The sequence below is a fragment of the Puia sp. genome (assembly GCF_035546395.1).
Taxonomy (GTDB): domain Bacteria; phylum Bacteroidota; class Bacteroidia; order Chitinophagales; family Chitinophagaceae; genus Puia.
The window spans coordinates 346650-365494 of sequence record NZ_DASZXR010000005.1 but is presented as its reverse complement, the minus strand read 5'-3'; the positions used below and the strand labels follow the sequence as shown (position 1 = coordinate 365494).

The following is an 18845-nucleotide window of genomic DNA, read 5'->3' as shown; positions in this document are numbered from 1 at the left end:
GCCGAGCCGGACAAAAGAGCCCGTTGCCCGTTCGGCCGGCAGGTCTTCAAAACCATTGGACACCACCACGCCGCCTAACTCGCCCGCCTGCCGAGCCAATTGCACCCGCAGCTCCTGGGCGCCCGAGACCCGGTACTCCCGCGATCCGTAGCCAACGCAACTCACCACCAGCGGCCGGTCTTGCCCCAACAGGCGCAGGCGGAACTTGCCTTGCTCATCGGTGACCGTAGCCGACAGGGGATCGCCGTCCGATACCATGATCGTCGCCGACGCGACTCCCTGTCCCCGTTCGTCAATGACCTGGCCCCATACCATGCTGCCAGGAAAGACATTGATCGACTTATGAATCAGTCGGTAATAGATCGGCAGATTGCCCAGGATGCTGTCCATGGCTTCGGCCACGGTAGCGTTATGCACCGAAAAACTCAGCTTCCCCGCCGTCCGGACACACTCCTTGTCCAGGATATACAAATACCCCGTCTTCCGCTGAATATCCCTTAAGACCATATCCAAGGACACGTCCTGCGCGTCCATCGTTAAACGGATTCCCTGCTGGCTAAAGGACGGGCAATAAGATAACAAAAGGGAGACTGCGGCCAGCAATAGCCCCGGCATTTTTTTGTATCTTTTACGTCTCATATCCGGAGAAGCAGTTGTCATATTCTTCTGGATTTAAACCCCTTAACTCAATCGATTCTGCCGTGAAAAAACAAATAACACTGGAGATAACGGGCGGCCTCATTATTTTGCTGTTCGCCTATGCCAGCCTGAGTAAGATTCTCAACTTTGCGCACTTCATCAACGAGATCAATAACCAGCCGCTGCCAAACGAATGGACACCATTTCTTGCCTATACTATCCCTGCAATAGAAATTGTGATCGTTGTACTGCTCGTTGTCCCTCCCTGGCGAATGTGGGGCTTCCTCCTGTCCGCACTATTCATGGCTGTCTTCACCGTGTATGCGGCCGTTATTTTGATGAACGGCTTTTCCTACGTACCCTGCTCATGCGGAGGAGTCATTGAGTTGCTCAACTGGAAACAGCATCTCATTTTAAACATTGTATTCCTCTTCTTGTCATTGCTGGGCAGTTGGCTATCTTTTCAGGAGCGCAAACATAAAAGATATACCACATCCGTTGGAGAGTAAGAAATAAGGCTCCCCAGCTGGTAGCTAAGGAATAAAAATGAGCGGCCCCACAATACATTTTGTTTTCGGAGCCGCCCAGCACTAGCCAGTTTCCATAACCATTAAACCTTATCCTATTAGAACCTGAAGATACAACAACAGGATTATAACTTGATACAATCTGGACGATCGTCCAGATTGCCGAATAACGGTTTGATAATCCATACAAGATTGTGTAATTTCGGATGAAAGACTACCCAAAGTGGTTATTCATTTAAAGGATCCGTCTACATACATTGCGAGCAACGAGAATCTAAAAAACCATGGAACAAAGAGTAATGACTTGGATGGGAAAATGGGTAAAGCCAGGATATCGAAGCTCCGGTGGCCTGTCAGCTGAGTACGATGTTTCTAACCAGGTCAATCTTATTGCGGCAGTTGTCATTGCCTTCCTGGGGGTAGGTTTTCTCGCTCACTTTATTCAACATTTTTCCGAATCTTCAATTTTCTTAACCGTAGCTTGCATTCCCGTTCTTTGCTTCGTCATGATATTAAATAAAAGCAAGCGGTTTGAATTTGCCAACGTCTTATTCTATATTGTCTTAAATGTTATTTGTGCGATTGTATCCAGAGAAATGTCAACGCCGATGACAACAACGGTCTTGGGCTTTGTTCTTTCTCTATGTCTTATTGTCTTCCTCTTTCAGATAGCATCCACCCGAATCATTTGCGGGTTCATTGTTGTTTTTCGGATGTTGCTATTGGAATTGAATGCAGGCTTGCTCAATGGCACCATTGCTACCAGCAGCCGTTATGTAGTGGACGGAATGGAATTATCTCTCGTCGTTCTCGTTTTAACGATGTACGCGCTTCAAATAAAATCCATTGAAAACGCTCAAATTCAAAACGAGATCTTATTGCAGCACATGACGCATGATATGCAAGCGGGCTTTCGAGCACTGTCTACGATAATTGAGCGTGTCAAGCGCTTCTCCGACAACCATGGAGATAAAGGCATTCGAAAGGACCAGATTGACGAACTTGTCAACGGCTCCCGATACTACGGATACATGCTTAACAATTTCCTGGAGTTTGCGCGGAAGGAAAATACGTCGATTACCAACAACCGATTGGAAGAAATGGATCTCGTGTATGAATTGGACGCCATAATCGAAATACACAAGTATATGGCGGATGAGAAGCAAATTCGAATCCAATTGGATGTTGATGATGGGTTGCCCACTCTTATTGTCTCTGATCGAGTTAAAATCCGGCGCATTGTCCTCAATCTGCTTGACAACGCCATAAAGAATTCCCCGTCTGGGAAGACCATCCAGATAACCGTGGGTTGGAATGGCTCCTCCTGGCAACTGACGGTCGCCAATGAAGGCAAAGGATTGGATGCTGATGAAATACACCAGCTTTTCGTTCCGTATTCTACAAGCGGTGAACATTCTGCAAGCAAAAGACTGGGTTTGGGTCTTCCCATCACCAAACTATTGGCAGAGGCGCTTGGCGGAAATATTACAGCAACCAGTGAAATAAACAAGGAAACCCATTTTACCGTGGCGTTTCCCGTAAATGCGAATGCATCATAATTGTAGCAAGGTTAAGGCTTCGGGTTGGTACACCCTAAGCTTATGAGGAGAAAAATAATTATTGCCGAAGACGAGCCGCTAATGGCTCGCAGCATGCGAAATATTTGTCGCGAAGAAGGCTTGGAGTCTCCGACAGAAGTTAATTCATGCCGCGATCTGCTCGCTGCCTTACGGGATGCGAACTTTTCCCATTTGGTTCTTGACCTTACGCTTGCCGATGGCAATGCTATGGAGGTGCTGGATAAAATTGTTGTCCGCTATCCCGCCCTTGAAATAATGGTTAATTCGAATAAACCGACAAAATTGTATGCACAGACCTTGCGGCAACGATATGGCATTCGCTACCTCTCAAAAGGGGAAAAGGAAGAGGTCGCACTTCGGCGACTGCTTGCGTTCTTCAATAATCAGGACATTGACATCAAGCCGGTCAGCGACTCAACAGAAAGCCCCTTCGATCGTTTGACCGCTACGGAAAAGGAGCTCCTACCTTACCTCCTAAAGGGGATGTCCCCCAACCAAATCAGCCAGCAAATCGGCAAATCGAGCTCAGCCGTTCGCACTCACAAACAAAACATATTAGACAAAACCGAAACGGAGAATGTCGTCGAGTTGAAGGAACTAGCGGCGCTCTACAATATTTCGGTCAGTACAGACGGCTGGACGAACGTCCAGAAAAAAAGACATATAGGGTTTTAATTTATTTTTACATCTGGATAGACGTAACTCGCAAAACGTAAAGGGCGAGGAGCGGTGGTCGCGGAATACAGTTGGAAAGGGGAACTGCCGTTAGGCCAAAATACCTAATGTCTTCTCCTCCGACGCTTGACATACTCATTATGGACCAGATCGACCAGTAGTTTGTCATCAACACCAATGACTTGTGCCATATTGTAAATGTCACCCATGCGAAATAACGCTGGATTTTCGATCATTTTGTTAAACCGTTCTGGGGTGGTTTTGGCATGGCGGGAAAACGGCGTCTTGTCGACAATAGCAAGCAATTCGGAAAGGGTTTTGATCTTTCCGGATAGAAGCAATTGCTTAGCCGTCAAGTATTTATTTTCCAGCATTATGCAAATAAAAGGGCGATCAGTGAAACGCCGATCAATAATGCGTAAAACACTTATTGTAGTCGTTGTTTTACTTATTTAAGTAAGTAAAATGCTTATTTGATTGTCAAACTTTATTTATCTTAGTGTAGGTTTTAACGGCCCTATCGTTTGATGTAAAATGCTTGCGCCGGAGCTTACTCATTCCTCAGGCGCGCAAGAAGCGACCGGGTGCCGACGTCTAGGCGACATGCTGGTCGCCACGTCACGGCAGCCTTCCTGCAAGAAATTAATATTCCGATATGAAGAGGCCATTGCAGGCGGGAGGGACTTTGTGCGCTCACGATGGCGTCAGTATGCCTATTGCAGAGGGAGTATATAAGCTGCGAACAAATGGAAGATATACCATCGATACGCGTGAATACCGACACCAGGGCCTGCTTTATAGAGAGGAGCAGTTGGATAACGTCCATCAATAGAACCTTGGTTAGCCAGTGGTTAAGGGCCGTAAGCGCGGCCGAACAAGGGAGATGTCTTCAATATTCGGACTATATTAGAATGGAGGTTGCATCGGCCTGGAACAGGGAAGAGGACATTTGGAATGCAATCTTGAATTGTGAGCACATCTGGTGTCAATCGTATTTCATTGGCGACAGTGCGCATCTCTTTATATGCCTATTGGAGAAAGCGGTTCGCGAGGGGGTACGTGACAAATCTTTTTTTGACCTAGCTGAACGATGGGAAGCTGTCTATCACCTGCTGGGCGTGAAGCAAGACATTAAAGGCTATATGATATGGTTGGAACAACACCGGAACATTAAGTTCTTTTTTTGGGAGGAAATTGGGCAAATGATGGGATTGACGACGCGTATCCTTGTTTAAGTATCCCGTTTGGATGATCTGGCAATCTATTTATAAACCTTATTCAATTAACTGTTATGAAAAAAATGGCTGTCCGGTTACTTTTTGGTTTGATACCTTTCTTAAACGTAGATGCGCAGTCTCAGAACCTCCTTGTACGCGGGCAAAATAAGCAGGATGGTATCGAAAAGCTACTTGCCGAGTGTTATTACAACCATCTGTGGAACGAAGACCAGAATGATCCGTGTGCGCCATCCTTTTTATTCGAAGCGAGCATAAGCCGCGCCACTACGCTGAATGACCTGGCGAAGATTCAACGACGGGTGCGGCGGCATTTAGCGCTAACATTGACCTATCGGCATATCGAATTTGACAGCAGTGGCCTTTCGGCGCTTTCGGTCGATGCAATATCACGCTTTGGGACCTATCGAGTTTATAATGTAAAGATTACCGACCGGGACGAATATGGCATATATGAAGTATCCTATCGAGGACTGCGGCGGTGGTTTGTTGGTAGCAGATCCGAGTGGCCGGAATCTTTTCATGCTTTACTGACCTGCAGGTAGAGTGTTGCATGGTGATTTCGGTTGCCTGTAGGGCGAAGCTTTTTGACGATAATCGAATCCTATTTGTAATAGTTGGACCTTATGTATGTCTCTGACACAAAAATTGCCATGGTGGACGACCATCATTTATTCCGGCGAAGCGTAGCTGAATTTATTAACCAAAACACGCGGTTTACGGTAAACGTGCAGGCATCCAACGGCAAGGACTTCATAAGGCAATTTAGAGGAGCCGAACTGAGCGACAGGCCGACTATTGTTATTGTCGACGCCAACATGCCGGAAATGGATGGATTCGAAACAGCCGCTTGGCTGCAAAAGAACGAGCCTTCTGTAAGAGTCATAGTGTTGACGATGAACAATTCAGAGGCAGCTATTATTCGTATGATAAAGCTGGGCGCTGCGGCCTATTTATATAAAGGGATTGACGCACCCGAATTGTTTGCGGCGATAGAGGCCGTCGAAAATGAAGGCGTTTATTACAATGACTATTTGCCCAGGGATAGCCCCCCTCCGGAGGAGCGGCCGGCATCCATCACCTGGTATTCCATCACCGAGGCGGAAAGGGAGCTGGTAAGGCGACTATGTTCCGAAGAGGATTCCATTGGTATGGCCAAAGACTATAAAATGACGTTGAAAAGTTTCGAAGCCTTGAAGGCGTCGCTGTTTGCGAAGTTTAACGTCAGTACTCGCATTGGCCTGGTAAAGGTGGTACTCAAAAACAGATTCGTTGAATAGAGAATAAAAGTAATATGCTAAAAAGAGCCATAATAGTAGTCTGTTTCTTAAGTGTCTCCAGTTTACTTACAACGAAATGCCATGCTGCCGCTGGAGCCGGCTGGTCAGTTCGGTACAAAGGAGAATTACTTTCCCGCGTCCTGAACTATGAGAACGGATTTGAATATACACCCTTCAGTAACACGAAAAAGGGGGAGCTACTGTTTCGATTTTGGCGTTCAATTGAATATTTTGACGCGTCGAATCAAAGAAAATTGGAGGACGATGACAAGATATTCGATGTCGTTCGACAGTATGTTCTCGGCGATAGCTGCAACTATTTTTCCAAAGTGACGCTGGTCTTCGTAAATAGGACTGATTCTTCCAGAATCCACAAAGTACCCTATAGTTTGTACGGAGTTACTGCTAGAAACGCAGCCGCCCTTTTGCCAGGGCAGCGCTTTGACCTTATTTCAGAGTTGCTTCCGATTCCTCATTTGAAAATAGAAAATCCGTCGCAACCCTACAGAAATAGAATCATGGGGTTTTCATTTCCATCGGAGTTTCAAGGGGGTAAATTTGACCCGATTGCAATAGGGAACTATTCCACCGATCTGGCGGCCCTGGTCTATGACTATGTTTTGCAGCGGCATAATCATGTGATTTTTGAATTCTTTGTTCAATATAACAGCCCAGATAAATACAACGATATTAATGCAGTACCCGAGTATAGAAATGAGTATTTCATGAACTCACCTTTCTTCAAGTGGATTAAGGAGAAGAATTCGTTTGTCATATTTAAGGATTGATTTCTAAGAATAAATAAGCCACTAAAGCATGCGATTTGTAGTAGTGATTTTCCTCCTTGGCGTCAATTGCTCTTTTGGTCAGGAGGTTGCTGTTAAGGATAAGCTAGCAATTTTATCGTATCTGGCGAACGGAAAAGCAGCTCCCTGCTATTATAGAAGCCCCACGTCATTCAAGAAAGGCATGTGCCTCTTAGAGTTTCAATGTAAGAAGGGGTTCTTCACTCCCGCGTCCGACACCATCCAGGCTGTTTCGAATCATTTTATGGTGGCAATAGCGGCCTATGTGCTGTCCGATAGTTCGGCCTATTATGACACAGCGGCCGTCCAGTATATATTTTTTGAGAACGGCATAAAGAAGAGAAAGGGGAGGGCGTTTCGTACTTCGGTGCAGCAAATAGGTGACCTTAGTATTGATGATCGCTTGCAGATAATATTGAATGTATTGCCATTCAAGGCGGGCATAGCTACGCGAAATGAGGATAGCGTCGAATTTATACTTCACCAGGTTACGGGGTACTCTCCTTTTGATGATCTGAATCGGTATTCGACCCTGCTTGGCTTTGTCGTGTATGACTTCGCGTACCGGAGAGCGAAGAAGTGCATCGTCGTTGATTTCGTGGATGATACCCGACATAGTTCGGTAAAGTTCATTCCTAATATAAGAAATATCCAATTCATTCTTAAAAGCATGAGACAACCGCAGTAATCATGATGCGCATCACCAATTGTACAATAAATGGCCATTTGAAGTTGTTATTTCGATTGTCCATCGCCCTACTGGTGGTGGTCATCGGCGGAGCTACGGCAGCGGCGCGCGATAAGTCATCCTGGCCCATTCGGTACCGGGCGGAATTGCTTGCTCGTCTAATTGATGGGGATCACGTTTTAGCCTATACCCCGCCTAGCGAGCGGGAGATGGGGGAGATAACATTTAAATTGACCCGAACAAGTGATTTTTTTAACGAGATGCCCAATGACGAGCGATTGAAATATGCGATGGACTTGTATAAAGTCATTTTCTCCTATGTGCTGGGTGATAGCGCTAAGTTCTTTTCCAAAATTTCGCTGAGCTACTATCAATTGGATGATACGGCCGTCCATATTTCATTCACCTATGGAGGGGGGCTCAGAGATAGTTTGCCAATTTCTGATTTGCTGCCCGAAGATCGTTTTATCCTTCTTGCTCACGTTATTCCCATCAAATGTGTTGCTATTACCAATCCTTCGGCAAAGTATAAAAAGAGAATAATGGGGTTTAGCCTTCCGACAAGGGTGGAAGAGACGAGTTATCTCTGGGATGAAGTGGTCATGGGGGACTACGCTATAGTACTTGCCTCACTCTTGTATGATTTTGTACTAGAAAGAGATGATAACCTTGTCTCAAAGTTGATTATTCAATTTAGCGATCACTATGCTGATTTGAATGCCAGTCCAGCCGCGCAAAGCGAATATCCGATGAATTGTAGCTTTTTTCAAGACATCAAAAGGCACAACCTGATGATGTTTTATCACCCGGATGCCAGTTTCGACCAGTCTGTTTTGGCCACAGACATCGAGACGAGGTTGGCTGCCATATCGTTCCTGGCCCAGGGGCAAGTGAAGTATTGGTACTACCCGCCAGATGGTGACAAAAAAGGCCGATGCATCTTGGATTGTTATTGTAGGGGAAAGAGTACTGATTATCCGTTTGGTAATGATTCACATTTGTTCGTGCAGTGTTTGGAAAATATCGTCATCGATTATTGCCTCGCTGACAGCGCTGTGAAGTTTGACAGTATTAGCGTTCGGTTGTTCGATGAAAATGCCGTGCCGCTATCGGGATGGACGTGTGCGGCTCATCAGCAATTTCCCAACACAACCGAAGACGATCGAATGGGGTTACTGCTGAATATCCTTCCTTTTGTTGGGCATGCGCAGTTTAGTGAACGAGAATTTGAAGTTTCCCTCCGGGAGGTACCTGATTATTCTCCAATGGACAAATTGGGAACGTATGCCACTATATTAAGTCTTACCGCCTATGAGTATGTCTTTCGGCGACAAAAAAGGACAGCAACGATTTCTTTTGTTGACAAGAAGGACCAGGCGGTTTGGTATTTTCCGACTATTCGGAGCTATAACGCCGCCAATCGTTATTTATATGGGCAGATGCCGAAAAGGCGAATGTAAAGCCAATTGTTAAAACGTTGCGAATCCGGCTGGCCTCAAACCCTAATAGAAGCTACAAAAACTGGAAAGGCTGGGGTAGTGGTTCTGTGACATTGTGGAATATAGATCGAAGTTGAATAAATAGTTCTTATAAATACATGCCGAAGGTAATTTGTTTTTTAATGGTGTTGCTTCCGCTGTTGCTTTGGGGGCAAACTGAGCGTATCGTTGTTCAATCGGACAAAGAGGTGGCCTATCCCGGCGATACAGTCTGGTTCAGTGTGAACGTGTTGAGCTATATGCGCCGTGCCAGCAGCAACGTGCACGTACAGTTGTATAGTGAGAAAGGTCGAAAGATCCAGGATCACCTATTTCGGTGCATAGCGGGCATCGCGCCAGGACAGATTCGGGTACCGGATAGCACCGGTCATTATTGGATGAGGTTCTACACATTGGGTTCTCCGCATTGTACCCTGCCGCTCACGGTTCGGGGGCGGGGACCTGCCTATACGGTTGTGCACCCACCGGACGACACCGCTATTATGACTCTTTGGGGCGGCTTGATGAGCATGGGTAGAGATACCGGGGGCTATTTTGTCGAAAAAGTTCGGCCGGAGGTGCAGTATTATTCCCTCGCGGTTTCCGATACGAGTCAACCCTTTCATTTTCGTCATGCCGAAGAGCAGGAAGCGCTGGGCTACCGATGCGATACCAACCTGCTTAGCTATCAATGGAAGGTCCAGAGTACAAAGGACCTCACCGGTAGGCAGCTGGCGGCTATCGTGGAACAAGGGCATCAACGGGCCATGCTGCTACTCCCCGTGGATTCAACCCATACCGTCCGTTTGGATAGTTTAAATTTCGTTGACAGCACGGTCTATATCACGTATCAGCTAAATCACGGAGAAAAGGAAGAGGTGCGACTGTGCCCGCTGGAGGACGACCGCCCATTTGCTGTCCCCACCGGATGCCTGACAGATTCGATCAAACAGGCATATATCAACATCGCGGGAATGAAAGGCATCAAAGCAATGGATACAGCGTACGTCCGCGTGGCATGGCAGCGGCGAAATGATGGCATTCACAACCGTATATTTATAGAAAATCCCTATTTGAAGAAATTCAAGGGAATGTTTGTGTCGGGTTATGACTTCGATAAAGAACCGCCTTGGAAGTGGGATCAGACCATCGGAGACTATCTCACCACACATAGAATGCATACCATGGGCGGAATTCATTGGGTCATTGATGACCGGGAGGCGACACCTCGGGAGGTTTGGCACTTGGATCTAAAGACGATACGATACATCGACTTTGAAGATGGGTTTATGGACGGCAAGGAGGGCTATTTTGCTTACGGAATCATTATACTTCGGCACGGAGAGGATGCAAGGAATTTGCCCGGTCATATGAACTATGTCCGTCCTCGCGGATATACCCGAATGGTAAGGTGGACGACGGCTGATCGCGGGACGATCCTCTGGGTGCCCTTTACAACGGCACAGAAGACGTACTTAGCCCAGGCGATTCCGTTTAAAGTCACCTTGTTGGTCTTTGCCAACGGTCACCCGATGGTGATAGAGACGACCATCGATCGATAGGAATGCAAAGCACGGATGTCAGGAAGGTGAAAAAGGGCGTTTGTTCCAGCGCCATTTGTTCTATGTAAAGGTGCTCGATTAATCTATACAACGTCTGCCATTCGATTTTCTTCAAAAAATATTGAACCATGCGTCATCAATCGACCGTCAAATGTTATTTGGTCGCCTTTTTTTTGACATTCGGAGGTCCCGGGTTCGCCCAGCAACGGGTGGCGAATCACCAGCTATTCCATTTTCGCAACACTCAGCTGCAGGATGTCTTAGCAATGAGTGGTGCATTTTACCGTGTAAGAGTGTGTAATCTGAAGCAGTTGAGGGGCGTTCCTGTAGAGGGAACGCTATCGAAATCAGAGCCGTTGGGAAATATCATCAAGTCCATTTCATTTGTCGAGGCTGGTCACGTCTTCCTGGTTTATCAAAAGGGCGTGATCTATGTTGACCGACGCCCATTTGCGGCTGCCTTTATTCCAGAAAAAAATGAATGGCCTTGTGCCTTCCTTAAATAATCATATGAGAAATCTGCTAATTAGTCTGTTGCTTGGAATGGGGGAGATGATACTGCCATCCTGCGAAAAGGTAGGCCAGGATCCCGTCAGTTCACCAGGTACCCCTATTCCCCCGTCTATAACGCTCTATTACGGGGGAGATTCGCTGTCGTTTTCGAGCTTGACAGGCGGTTATGACGATCACCCTTTCTTCAAGATGTATGGTTATACCCAAGATCATAGCAAAGCATTAACGATAGGACTAACGAACAGCGGCAACCTGCGGTCATGGACACGGTACGATTTTGCCCCGTTTGGCTATTTGTCCGTTAAAGATTTTACAGCTAAGTCTGAGAAGACGGTCTATACGGGATATGTATATTTTGATGCTTTCCTTTCCTTGGGGGTCGGCGGAGGCGCCGTTTGTTATGGAAATTTCTCAGCCGGCGTATATGATTCTAGCTCAAAGACGTGGTCTATCAACGGAAGTTTTGAGAATGTAACGGTTCGCTGATCGTGGGTGGTAGGCAGCAAAAGAGTACATTGGACTGGCGGAGGCGTTGATTTTTCGTGTCGAGCGAGTGGATATATTAATTTTTCATGAACCTTACCCCCTGTAGAGGCTGATCCTATGGGCCGTGGAAATTAGCGCAAGGTTATGCTGCAAGGAATCAAATTTCAATGGGATACCCCTTTTGATATAAAGGAGCCGGTGCCGAAATTTTTGGCCTACCAGCTCAGCGTCCAAGCGAGTGCTACGATGCGAGGATCGGCTGGCCAACTCTGGGTAGAGTTGGATTATATGGCCGAAGACCCGATTGCCAAGAAGCGACATGCGGTGGGTAAGTACAAAATCGCGTTTCAGCTTAAATTCCGGGCCTATCCGGTTACGGTAGAGGACTTGTACAAAGTGGTGGAGGCGGCACTCCGGACCATGGAAATCCCGATCCGACGGTATTATGAGCGGTATTTGCCCGGGATCTATTGCATCCAGGCACCTAGCCTGCAGGAGGCCTTACCCGTACTGGAGACGTGCGCAGCATGGTTGAATACGCGGTTGCCGGGCAAGAGAAGGTGCTAAACAGGACCATGAGGTCCAGCAGAGGCACACGGCCCTTGATAAGATGCATCGTCTGGACGAGAAGCGGGTAGGCGGCATGCCCATCGCGGTCGTCGCTTTGTCGGCTCGCCGCCAAAGGTTACCGCTGATCACCTTTCACTGGGACCAGCCGCCGGTATATGGGTTTTGCCGTTTGCACCCTTTCAAGGCGCGGAAAATATCGGCTTGTCGCCCGGCGAGCCGATCGGGGACACGGACCCGCCGATCGCAGAGGGGGAAGGAAAAGGCAAGAATTCGAGTGCCTTTCTGACCCACTGAATTGATAAAAATTGAACGAAACCCCTATTTTTGTATCGACAGTTCTTTTTCAAATGGATCGGCGAGAACAGGAATTTTTGATGGACGAAGCAGTTCGAAGCAGCTCGGTGCAACCTGTTCAGTGCCTTTTTGGTGGCCCTTTTTTTTCAGTGCTTGTAAGAGGCACTGGTATGAAAGAAGGCAAAATATATGAGGTCCGGTAGGTCAATGGGATACGCTATTCTGATCGATTGTCAGAAGGTCGACGCTCCAAGTCCCGCCCGGGTCACAAGCGCCCCGCACGATAGTGCGGGGCTGTTTTATTTGGTAGCGGTGCGAACTTGTTCGCATAAGCGGAAAAACGGAAACGCCGCGGGGCGCGATAGCGCACCGGGAGGCTTTGGGTAAGGGCCTCGCAGGCGTGGTGGGATCAGCGCAGGCCGGTAGGCCGGAGCTAATCCCGCCCGGGTGGCCATCAGGAAACAAACCACGCTTTTCAAAATGCTTCCCAATGGTATCAAGCGACTCATTGTAATTGTTGGTTCAGGCATCGTAGTGAAACCGACATTGGAGAATGTGCAATTGTTTATCCTTTACCGCATAGACCAGCCTATGCTCGTCCGTAATTCGACGGCTCCAAAATCCCTTGTACTGGCCCTTCAAAGGTTCGGGCTTTCCGATGCCTTTAAAGGGATTTCTTAGGCATTCCTTTATCAGTTGGTTGATCTTTAGAAGCACTTTCTTGTCCGTTTCCTGCCAATAGAGATAATCTTCCCATGCATGGGTTTGCCAAACCAATTCCATTAGTCTTCAATTAATTTGTGCTTCGAAGATTTGCCTGAGCGCATTTCCTCGATGGCTTCATCCAATCTTTTCTGATTGGTCCTGCTGCTCACCAAATGGAGAGTTTCCTGGATAGAATTGTATTCTTCGAGTGACATCACCACTACATTCTTGCCCTTGCTCCTCGATACAACTACGATCTCATCATTGTCATTCACCATATTCAGGTTTTCGGTGAGGTTATTTCGGAATTCGGTATAGTTGACTACTTGCATAATAAGTACTTAATTAAGTACAAATTTAAGACTTTTGGTTCAATTTCCAAATCTTGGTTGGTCAAGGCGATAATGATTTACAATCAAGCACTTAGATCAGCGACCTGCCTCACAGGGAAGTCCCACCTTTGAGCTGAAAATGGTATCCCTGACTTTTCAAACCATAAAGGCAATGCATGATCCAGTAGTCTTTTTCCACCAGGTGGGCCAATATGCCCGTTTCTTCCTCGATGATGCTAAGAAGTCCTGGGAAATCAGGATGTTCATGCAAGTACATTACCGTTATTTTGTTAATAGGGAATTAAACAGTTTCCGCGTCCGAACCTTTCCAAACCTGTCTGCCATTTTTCGAAGGCGTTCCTGATCCATTGTGCGGGCCTTCTCTTTTACTCTCTCCAGCACTACCGACTGATCTTCCGCCAGACGCTTCAGATTATTAACCAAGTCGACCAATAGGAACTCACTTGTCAGTTTATTCGGAACATTTGGTTTTCTAACGAACTGAAAAGTTCTGTTCCCTAATTTGAATTCGCCGTGCCGTTTGTGATTGTACACAAATCGCGTGTTGTAGAGCTGGGTGGTGCCAACGCCAAGGGCATTATAATCGTTGGGCGAGGTTATCAGGAAATGACTATCTTTCAGAAACGCTTCAACTAATTCATGTTCTTCTGCCGGCACTTTGCCGAAGGTGCTGCGAGCAGGGACATAATACAATCCTCCGGACAGTTTTTCCAACGTTCCGTCCTTGACCAGTTCCTGTAAGTGGCGATCAACCGCTTTTGACCATAGTTGCAGGTCAGCACGGCGATAGACCGCTCCGGGTCTCAGTTCTCTTTTCAGTACATCAAGCTGTTCCACAATGCAAAAATAACTGGCGGTTGGAGCTAATCCCGCCCGGGTCGCCAAAGCCCAATGTGGGCAAGGGTATCGCGTTCACGAGAGCGACGAGGTGTTCGCGCTGACATGCCTGGATCGCAATTGATTGAATAGGTGTATATTAATTACCTTTATAAGAATCGAACAATCGACCATGCCCAATACGCCGGAACCTATTCTTCAACTTGTAGGCGAGATTTATCGTACCAGGTCGCGCTTGGTGTTTGCCACCCTGATACGTTTGCTTAATGACTTTGATCTCGCCGAAGACGCCATGCATGATGCTTTTAAGTGCGCGCTAGAACAATGGGGTGAAAAAGGCATTCCATCGAATCCGCTGGCGTGGCTTGTTTCCGCCGGCCGGTTTAAAGCAATCGATCGCATGCGGCGCGAATCGAAATTCGAGTCGTTGGAGCAGCGGCAGATCTGGCAAACGGAAGCTGCGACCCCCGATGCTTCCGGGCTAATTGACAATGTAATAGAAGACGATATGCTCCGGCTGATCTTCACCTGCTGTCACCCTGCGTTGTCGCTCGATGCACGCACGGCCATGACCATGCGTGAGGTTTGCGATCTGACCACCGAAGCGATCGCAAGCGCATTTCTTGTTACCCCCTCCACTATGGCCCAACGAATAGTCCGCGCCAAGGCCAAAATTCGTGAGGCGAAGATACCCTTTGAAGTGCCGATGGAACATGAATTGCCAGACCGGCTCGGGGCTGTACTCCAGGTGATCTACCTGGTATTCAACGAGGGCTATTACGCTTCATCCGGCGAATCGGTAACCCGTGTTGACCTTTCAAGCGAAGCTATCCGGCTTGGGCGTCTGTTGCACGTTTTGCAACCTGATTCTGAGGTTACAGGATTGCTTGGACTCATGCTGCTGCACGAATCCCGCCGGCCGGCCCGCACTTCATCAGAAGGAAATATTATTCTTCTGGAAGACCAGGATCGATCGCTTTGGGATCGCGCTATGATTGAGGAGGGATTGACGCTGGTAGAACGGGCATTTTCATCCAAACCGCCAGGCCCCTACACGCTACAGGCAGCCATCGTGGCCCTACACGCCGAAGCCTTACGTCCCGAAGCTACGGACTGGGCCCAGATTACCAGCCTATATAGCCGCTTGCTGCGCATAAATCCCTCTCCAATTATTGAATTGAACCGTGCCATCGCCATTGCCATGCATAAGGGGCCTGAAGCTGGTTTGCAGCAGATAGATGCGATGATGGAGCGTGGAGACCTGAACGACTATCATTTGGCACACTCCGCGCGGGCGGAACTTTACCGGAAATTGGGCCGTACAAACCAGGCAAGGGCGTCATGGGAACGTGCCCTCGCCCTGGCACAACAAGATCCTGAACGGCGGTTTATCCAACGAAAGCTTAGCGAATTGGGATCGTAATTCCTGAGGATGTAAAAAAATTCAAACTGGTTGTCGATTTTGTCATTGGCCATTCGACTACCTAATGAAAACAAACATTACATTACAAAAAACAATTATGGATCATGAATGAAAAAAAGACGAGGGTCCGGGTTGCCAGTTTCTCGATCTCACTTGACGGCTACGGGGCGGCCGCGGATCAAAGCCTTGACAATCCGATGGGCATAGGCGGTATGGATGTGCACAACTGGGTATTTTCCACCCGCTGGTGGAAACAGATTCAAGGAGGGGAGGGCGGTACCGAAGGAATCGATAACGATTTCCTGGTGCGTGGATTCGAAAATCTCGGCGCCTGGATCATCGGCAGGAACATGTTCGGTCCGGTTCGGGGCAGCTGGCCAGACATGAACTGGAAGGGCTGGTGGGGAAACAATCCCCCTTATCACGTTCCGGTTTACGTGCTAACACATTATGCAAGACCTCCTTTGAAGATGGAGGGGGGAACGACTTTTTACTTTATTACCGAAGGCATTCATGATGCGCTCGCCAAGGCCCGGGAAGCGGCCAATGGAAAGGATATCCGAATTGGAGGCGGGGTGAATGTCATACAACAGTACCTCCGCGAAGGACTGATCGATGAGCTGCATATTGCCATCACACCGACGATAATAGGCAGAGGTGAAAGACTATTCGATAACGTTGACTTGCGTAAATTGGGTTACGAATGTGTCCGGTTCGAAGCATCGGAGAAGGTCACACATGTTATCCTCCAACACAATAAATAATCATTATGAAATACATTTGTCTTGGATACATGAATGAAGAAGTTTGGGAAACACTTTCCGAAAGCGAACGGCAAACCTTTATGGACGAGTGTTTCAGCTACGATGATGAACTTCGGAAGAATGGTCACTATGCGGGCGGAGAGGGCCTGCAGGAAGCCCGAAATGCTGCCACATTGAAATGGCGCAGCGGCAAGGTTTCCGTGACCGACGGCCCTTTCGCCGAATCCAAAGAGCAAATCGGCGGGATCATGATACTTGAAGCCACCGATTTGAATCATGCCATCCGCCTGCTGTCCAAGCATCCATCTCTCCGGTTGGGCCGCGGCGGCAATAGTTGGGAAATCCGTCCAGCATTCGACCTGACAGGCTTTATCGAGGATAGCAAACGGCGAAGAGAGTGACTTTAGTGAAGACCTTGCATTCATCAATCGAGCGCCTATCGAAGAAGAGGCTGCTTAGCGGCTCCGATCGGGGGTTACGTGTCCTTATTTTTTCATCTTTGTTTTTTACGTCTGTCCGGGAAATAATTCCATCCGGATGCGATCCTTAGTTTTTTCATTTATAACTATTTAACTTTTATTACGACTTTTCCTTTTGTACGGCCAGATTCCACATAAGTCATCGCTTCATTAATTTGTTCAAATGGAAATACTTTGTCAATGACCGGTTTTATAATATCTGCCTCAATGAGCTGGGTGATTTTCCCTAATTGACTTCCTTCTGCCCTCATAAATAAGAATAGGAACCTGGCATTTAGTTTTTTCGCTGTTTTCTTCGCGCCGGAACTCAAAAGCTTTGTTACTAATCTTAAATACCAGGGTAGCCCAATTTTTTCTGCAAACTCTGGAGTAGGGGGCCCAACTAATGAGATCAATTGTCCACCGGGTTTTAGGATGCGGAGTGATTTTTCAAGGATTTTTGTGTCACGATTACTATGTATGACCAAATCATAATCTCCAAGTTTGGTTTCAAAATCTTCGACTTTGTAATCAATAACAAGGTCTGCACCAAGCTTTTTAACCCAATCAATATTAGCAGCGCTCGTAGTTGTGGCGACATAAGCCCCGAAATGCTTTGCCAACTGAATGGCGAAGTTGCCTACACCACCCGAACCTGCCTGAATGAAAACTTTTTGGTCTTTTTTTACATTTCCTATTTCAACAAGTGCTTGCCAGGCGGTTAAGCCAACCAATGGAATGGAGCCGGCCTCTTCCATGGTAAGATTTTTTGGCTTTAATGCCAAATCGGCTTCATTGACGGAAATGTATTCAGCGAAAGTGCCTATTCTGTAATCACCTACTCTTGAAAACACTTCGTCGCCAATTTTGAATTTGCCGACTTTCGGACCAACTTTCGTTATAACACCTGCCAGATCATGTCCATTTATAAATGGTGGCTTGTAGGGCAAAAACAGTTTGAAATCCCCATTTCTAATGAGTGAGTCCAACAAATTGACACCTGCTGAATGTATTTGTACCAGTACCTCATTTTCCTTTACATTCGGCTCCGGCAATTCAGTTAGATGTAATTTTTCTTTCTTTCCGTAACGTTTTACTATGAATGCACGCATTGATTTTATTTTTAATTCATTTATGCTTTAGTCCTTATGTTACTTCTATTTTGAGGCGTCAATTGATTTCAGAATGGATCTCTCGAAAACCTTATAGGCGAAATGTTGAAGCAGGAGCACAAATGACGATCCTTTTCCTACAGGATAACTGAACTTCGGGTTGGGCTCGTTTACTGTTCGCAATAAAGTGGCGATAACCGGCGCAGGTTCGGGTGCATTATCAAATGACTTTTTGGTATATGCGGTGACCTTTTGGCGGAACAGATCATAGTCAGTGATGGTTCCTGCCGCAACAGTCGCACTTTCGCCGATATTGGTTTTGAAACTGATCGGCTCAACCATCGCCACCTTGATATTAAACTGGTTCAACTCAAACCGAAGCGACTTAAAATAGCCCTCGAGAGCATGTTTGGAAGCGGTATAATAGGCGACATTTGGAAGTCCCACCAAACCCAGCAGCGAGCCGATAGTGATTATTTTGCCATGTTTTTGCTCCCTGAAGTAGGGCAGCAACTCGTTAGTTAGTTTTATCGTTCCCCAAAAGTTAGTTTCAAACTGCTGCTTGCCCAGCTCAATAGAGGTTTCCTCGGCAAGTCCGTTTACCAAATAACCTGCGTTGTTAATCAGCACATCCAGCTGTTTGATCTGACTGAACAGCTGCTTGCCAAAAGATGCTATAGAATGGTCGTCATTCAGATCCAACGGCAGTAGCTTAAATGGTAGTTTAGCCTTGTACTTTTCCGGATCCCGGCTTGTGCCGATGACCTGGTAGCCATTTTCGTGGAGCTTGCCGGCGACAAGCAGTCCGATGCCGGAGGAGGCACCTGTGACTAAGACAGTTTGTTTCATTTTATTGTTTT

Annotated in this window: 24 protein-coding genes; 16 read left to right on the top strand and 8 right to left on the bottom strand. The window is 47.1% G+C overall.

Annotated elements, in window-relative coordinates; translation table 11 throughout:
* Window positions 1-639: carboxypeptidase regulatory-like domain-containing protein (locus VHE34_RS06420; RefSeq protein ID WP_325585853.1), on the bottom strand; the 639-nt coding region annotated here is incomplete at its 3' end.
* A gap of 62 nt (window positions 640-701) precedes the next feature.
* Between VHE34_RS06420 and VHE34_RS06415 the strand changes: the two genes are divergently transcribed.
* From VHE34_RS06415 to VHE34_RS06405, 3 genes are all read left to right on the top strand, one after another.
* Window positions 702-1148 (top strand): MauE/DoxX family redox-associated membrane protein, encoded by a 447-nt coding sequence (locus VHE34_RS06415; RefSeq protein WP_325585851.1) that lies wholly within the window; start codon window positions 702-704, stop codon window positions 1146-1148.
* A gap of 302 nt (window positions 1149-1450) precedes the next feature.
* The gene (locus VHE34_RS06410; protein WP_325585849.1) at window positions 1451-2725 is read left to right on the top strand and encodes a HAMP domain-containing sensor histidine kinase; all 1275 of its coding nucleotides are present in this window, start codon (window positions 1451-1453) and stop codon (window positions 2723-2725) included.
* Window positions 2726-2767: 42 nt separating this feature from the next.
* Window positions 2768-3421, top strand: a complete 654-nt coding sequence (locus VHE34_RS06405; protein ID WP_325585846.1) for a response regulator transcription factor — start codon at window positions 2768-2770, stop codon at window positions 3419-3421.
* 104 nt (window positions 3422-3525) lie between these two features.
* On the opposite strand, the gene VHE34_RS06400 is transcribed toward VHE34_RS06405, so the two are convergent.
* Window positions 3526-3795 (bottom strand): hypothetical protein, encoded by a 270-nt coding sequence (locus VHE34_RS06400; protein ID WP_325585844.1) that lies wholly within the window; start codon window positions 3793-3795, stop codon window positions 3526-3528.
* A gap of 281 nt (window positions 3796-4076) precedes the next feature.
* Between VHE34_RS06400 and VHE34_RS06395 the strand changes: the two genes are divergently transcribed.
* The 10 genes from VHE34_RS06395 (at window position 4077) to VHE34_RS06350 (ending at window position 12036) form a co-directional block, all read left to right on the top strand.
* A complete protein-coding gene (locus tag VHE34_RS06395; RefSeq protein ID WP_325585842.1) occupies window positions 4077-4253 on the top strand; it encodes a hypothetical protein in 177 nt (58 codons plus the stop codon).
* A 459-nt stretch (window positions 4254-4712) separates the two neighbouring features.
* Window positions 4713-5201: a hypothetical protein gene (locus tag VHE34_RS06390; protein WP_325585840.1), complete on the top strand. Its 489-nt coding sequence runs from the start codon at window positions 4713-4715 to the stop codon at window positions 5199-5201.
* Window positions 5202-5282: 81 nt separating this feature from the next.
* A complete protein-coding gene (locus VHE34_RS06385) occupies window positions 5283-5936 on the top strand; it encodes a response regulator transcription factor (protein ID WP_325585838.1) in 654 nt (217 codons plus the stop codon).
* A 14-nt stretch (window positions 5937-5950) separates the two neighbouring features.
* Entirely contained in the window at window positions 5951-6724 is a 774-nt protein-coding gene (locus VHE34_RS06380) for a hypothetical protein (protein ID WP_325585836.1), read from the top strand.
* A gap of 181 nt (window positions 6725-6905) precedes the next feature.
* Window positions 6906-7430: a hypothetical protein gene (locus VHE34_RS06375; protein ID WP_325585834.1), complete on the top strand. Its 525-nt coding sequence runs from the start codon at window positions 6906-6908 to the stop codon at window positions 7428-7430.
* Window positions 7431-7432: 2 nt separating this feature from the next.
* Complete coding sequence (locus tag VHE34_RS06370; protein WP_325585832.1) at window positions 7433-8890, top strand: hypothetical protein; 1458 nt, start codon at window positions 7433-7435, stop codon at window positions 8888-8890.
* Window positions 8891-9027: 137 nt separating this feature from the next.
* Window positions 9028-10470: a hypothetical protein gene (locus VHE34_RS06365; RefSeq protein WP_325585830.1), complete on the top strand. Its 1443-nt coding sequence runs from the start codon at window positions 9028-9030 to the stop codon at window positions 10468-10470.
* Window positions 10471-10598: 128 nt separating this feature from the next.
* Window positions 10599-10976 (top strand): hypothetical protein, encoded by a 378-nt coding sequence (locus VHE34_RS06360; protein ID WP_325585828.1) that lies wholly within the window; start codon window positions 10599-10601, stop codon window positions 10974-10976.
* 4 nt (window positions 10977-10980) lie between these two features.
* Complete coding sequence (locus VHE34_RS06355; RefSeq protein ID WP_325585826.1) at window positions 10981-11469, top strand: hypothetical protein; 489 nt, start codon at window positions 10981-10983, stop codon at window positions 11467-11469.
* 144 nt (window positions 11470-11613) lie between these two features.
* A complete protein-coding gene (locus VHE34_RS06350) occupies window positions 11614-12036 on the top strand; it encodes a hypothetical protein (protein ID WP_325585824.1) in 423 nt (140 codons plus the stop codon).
* A gap of 819 nt (window positions 12037-12855) precedes the next feature.
* Here VHE34_RS06350 and VHE34_RS06345 read toward each other — a convergent pair.
* From VHE34_RS06345 to VHE34_RS06330, 4 genes are all read right to left on the bottom strand, one after another.
* Window positions 12856-13116, bottom strand: a complete 261-nt coding sequence (locus VHE34_RS06345; protein WP_325585820.1) for a Txe/YoeB family addiction module toxin — start codon at window positions 13114-13116, stop codon at window positions 12856-12858.
* Window positions 13116-13370 (bottom strand): type II toxin-antitoxin system prevent-host-death family antitoxin, encoded by a 255-nt coding sequence (locus tag VHE34_RS06340; protein WP_325585818.1) that lies wholly within the window; start codon window positions 13368-13370, stop codon window positions 13116-13118. Before VHE34_RS06340 ends, VHE34_RS06345 begins: the two co-directional genes overlap by 1 nt.
* Window positions 13371-13479: 109 nt before the next feature.
* The gene (locus tag VHE34_RS06335; protein WP_325585816.1) at window positions 13480-13647 is read right to left on the bottom strand and encodes a hypothetical protein; all 168 of its coding nucleotides are present in this window, start codon (window positions 13645-13647) and stop codon (window positions 13480-13482) included.
* A gap of 5 nt (window positions 13648-13652) precedes the next feature.
* The gene (locus VHE34_RS06330) at window positions 13653-14228 is read right to left on the bottom strand and encodes a hypothetical protein (protein WP_325585814.1); all 576 of its coding nucleotides are present in this window, start codon (window positions 14226-14228) and stop codon (window positions 13653-13655) included.
* Window positions 14229-14400: 172 nt separating this feature from the next.
* Here VHE34_RS06330 and VHE34_RS06325 point away from each other — a divergent pair, with 172 nt between their 5' ends.
* From VHE34_RS06325 to VHE34_RS06315, 3 genes are all read left to right on the top strand, one after another.
* Window positions 14401-15651, top strand: a complete 1251-nt coding sequence (locus tag VHE34_RS06325) for an RNA polymerase sigma factor (RefSeq protein WP_325585812.1) — start codon at window positions 14401-14403, stop codon at window positions 15649-15651.
* 104 nt (window positions 15652-15755) lie between these two features.
* Window positions 15756-16415, top strand: a complete 660-nt coding sequence (locus VHE34_RS06320) for a dihydrofolate reductase family protein (protein ID WP_325585810.1) — start codon at window positions 15756-15758, stop codon at window positions 16413-16415.
* Window positions 16416-16420: 5 nt separating this feature from the next.
* Entirely contained in the window at window positions 16421-16816 is a 396-nt protein-coding gene (locus tag VHE34_RS06315) for a YciI family protein (RefSeq protein WP_325585808.1), read from the top strand.
* Window positions 16817-16980: 164 nt separating this feature from the next.
* Here the strand turns inward: VHE34_RS06315 and VHE34_RS06310 are convergent, their stop codons facing one another.
* Together VHE34_RS06310 and VHE34_RS06305 are read right to left on the bottom strand one after the other, a co-directional pair.
* Window positions 16981-17985 (bottom strand): NADP-dependent oxidoreductase, encoded by a 1005-nt coding sequence (locus VHE34_RS06310; RefSeq protein ID WP_325585806.1) that lies wholly within the window; start codon window positions 17983-17985, stop codon window positions 16981-16983.
* A gap of 45 nt (window positions 17986-18030) precedes the next feature.
* Complete coding sequence (locus tag VHE34_RS06305) at window positions 18031-18834, bottom strand: SDR family NAD(P)-dependent oxidoreductase (RefSeq protein ID WP_325585804.1); 804 nt, start codon at window positions 18832-18834, stop codon at window positions 18031-18033.
* Window positions 18835-18845 lie beyond the last annotated feature (11 nt).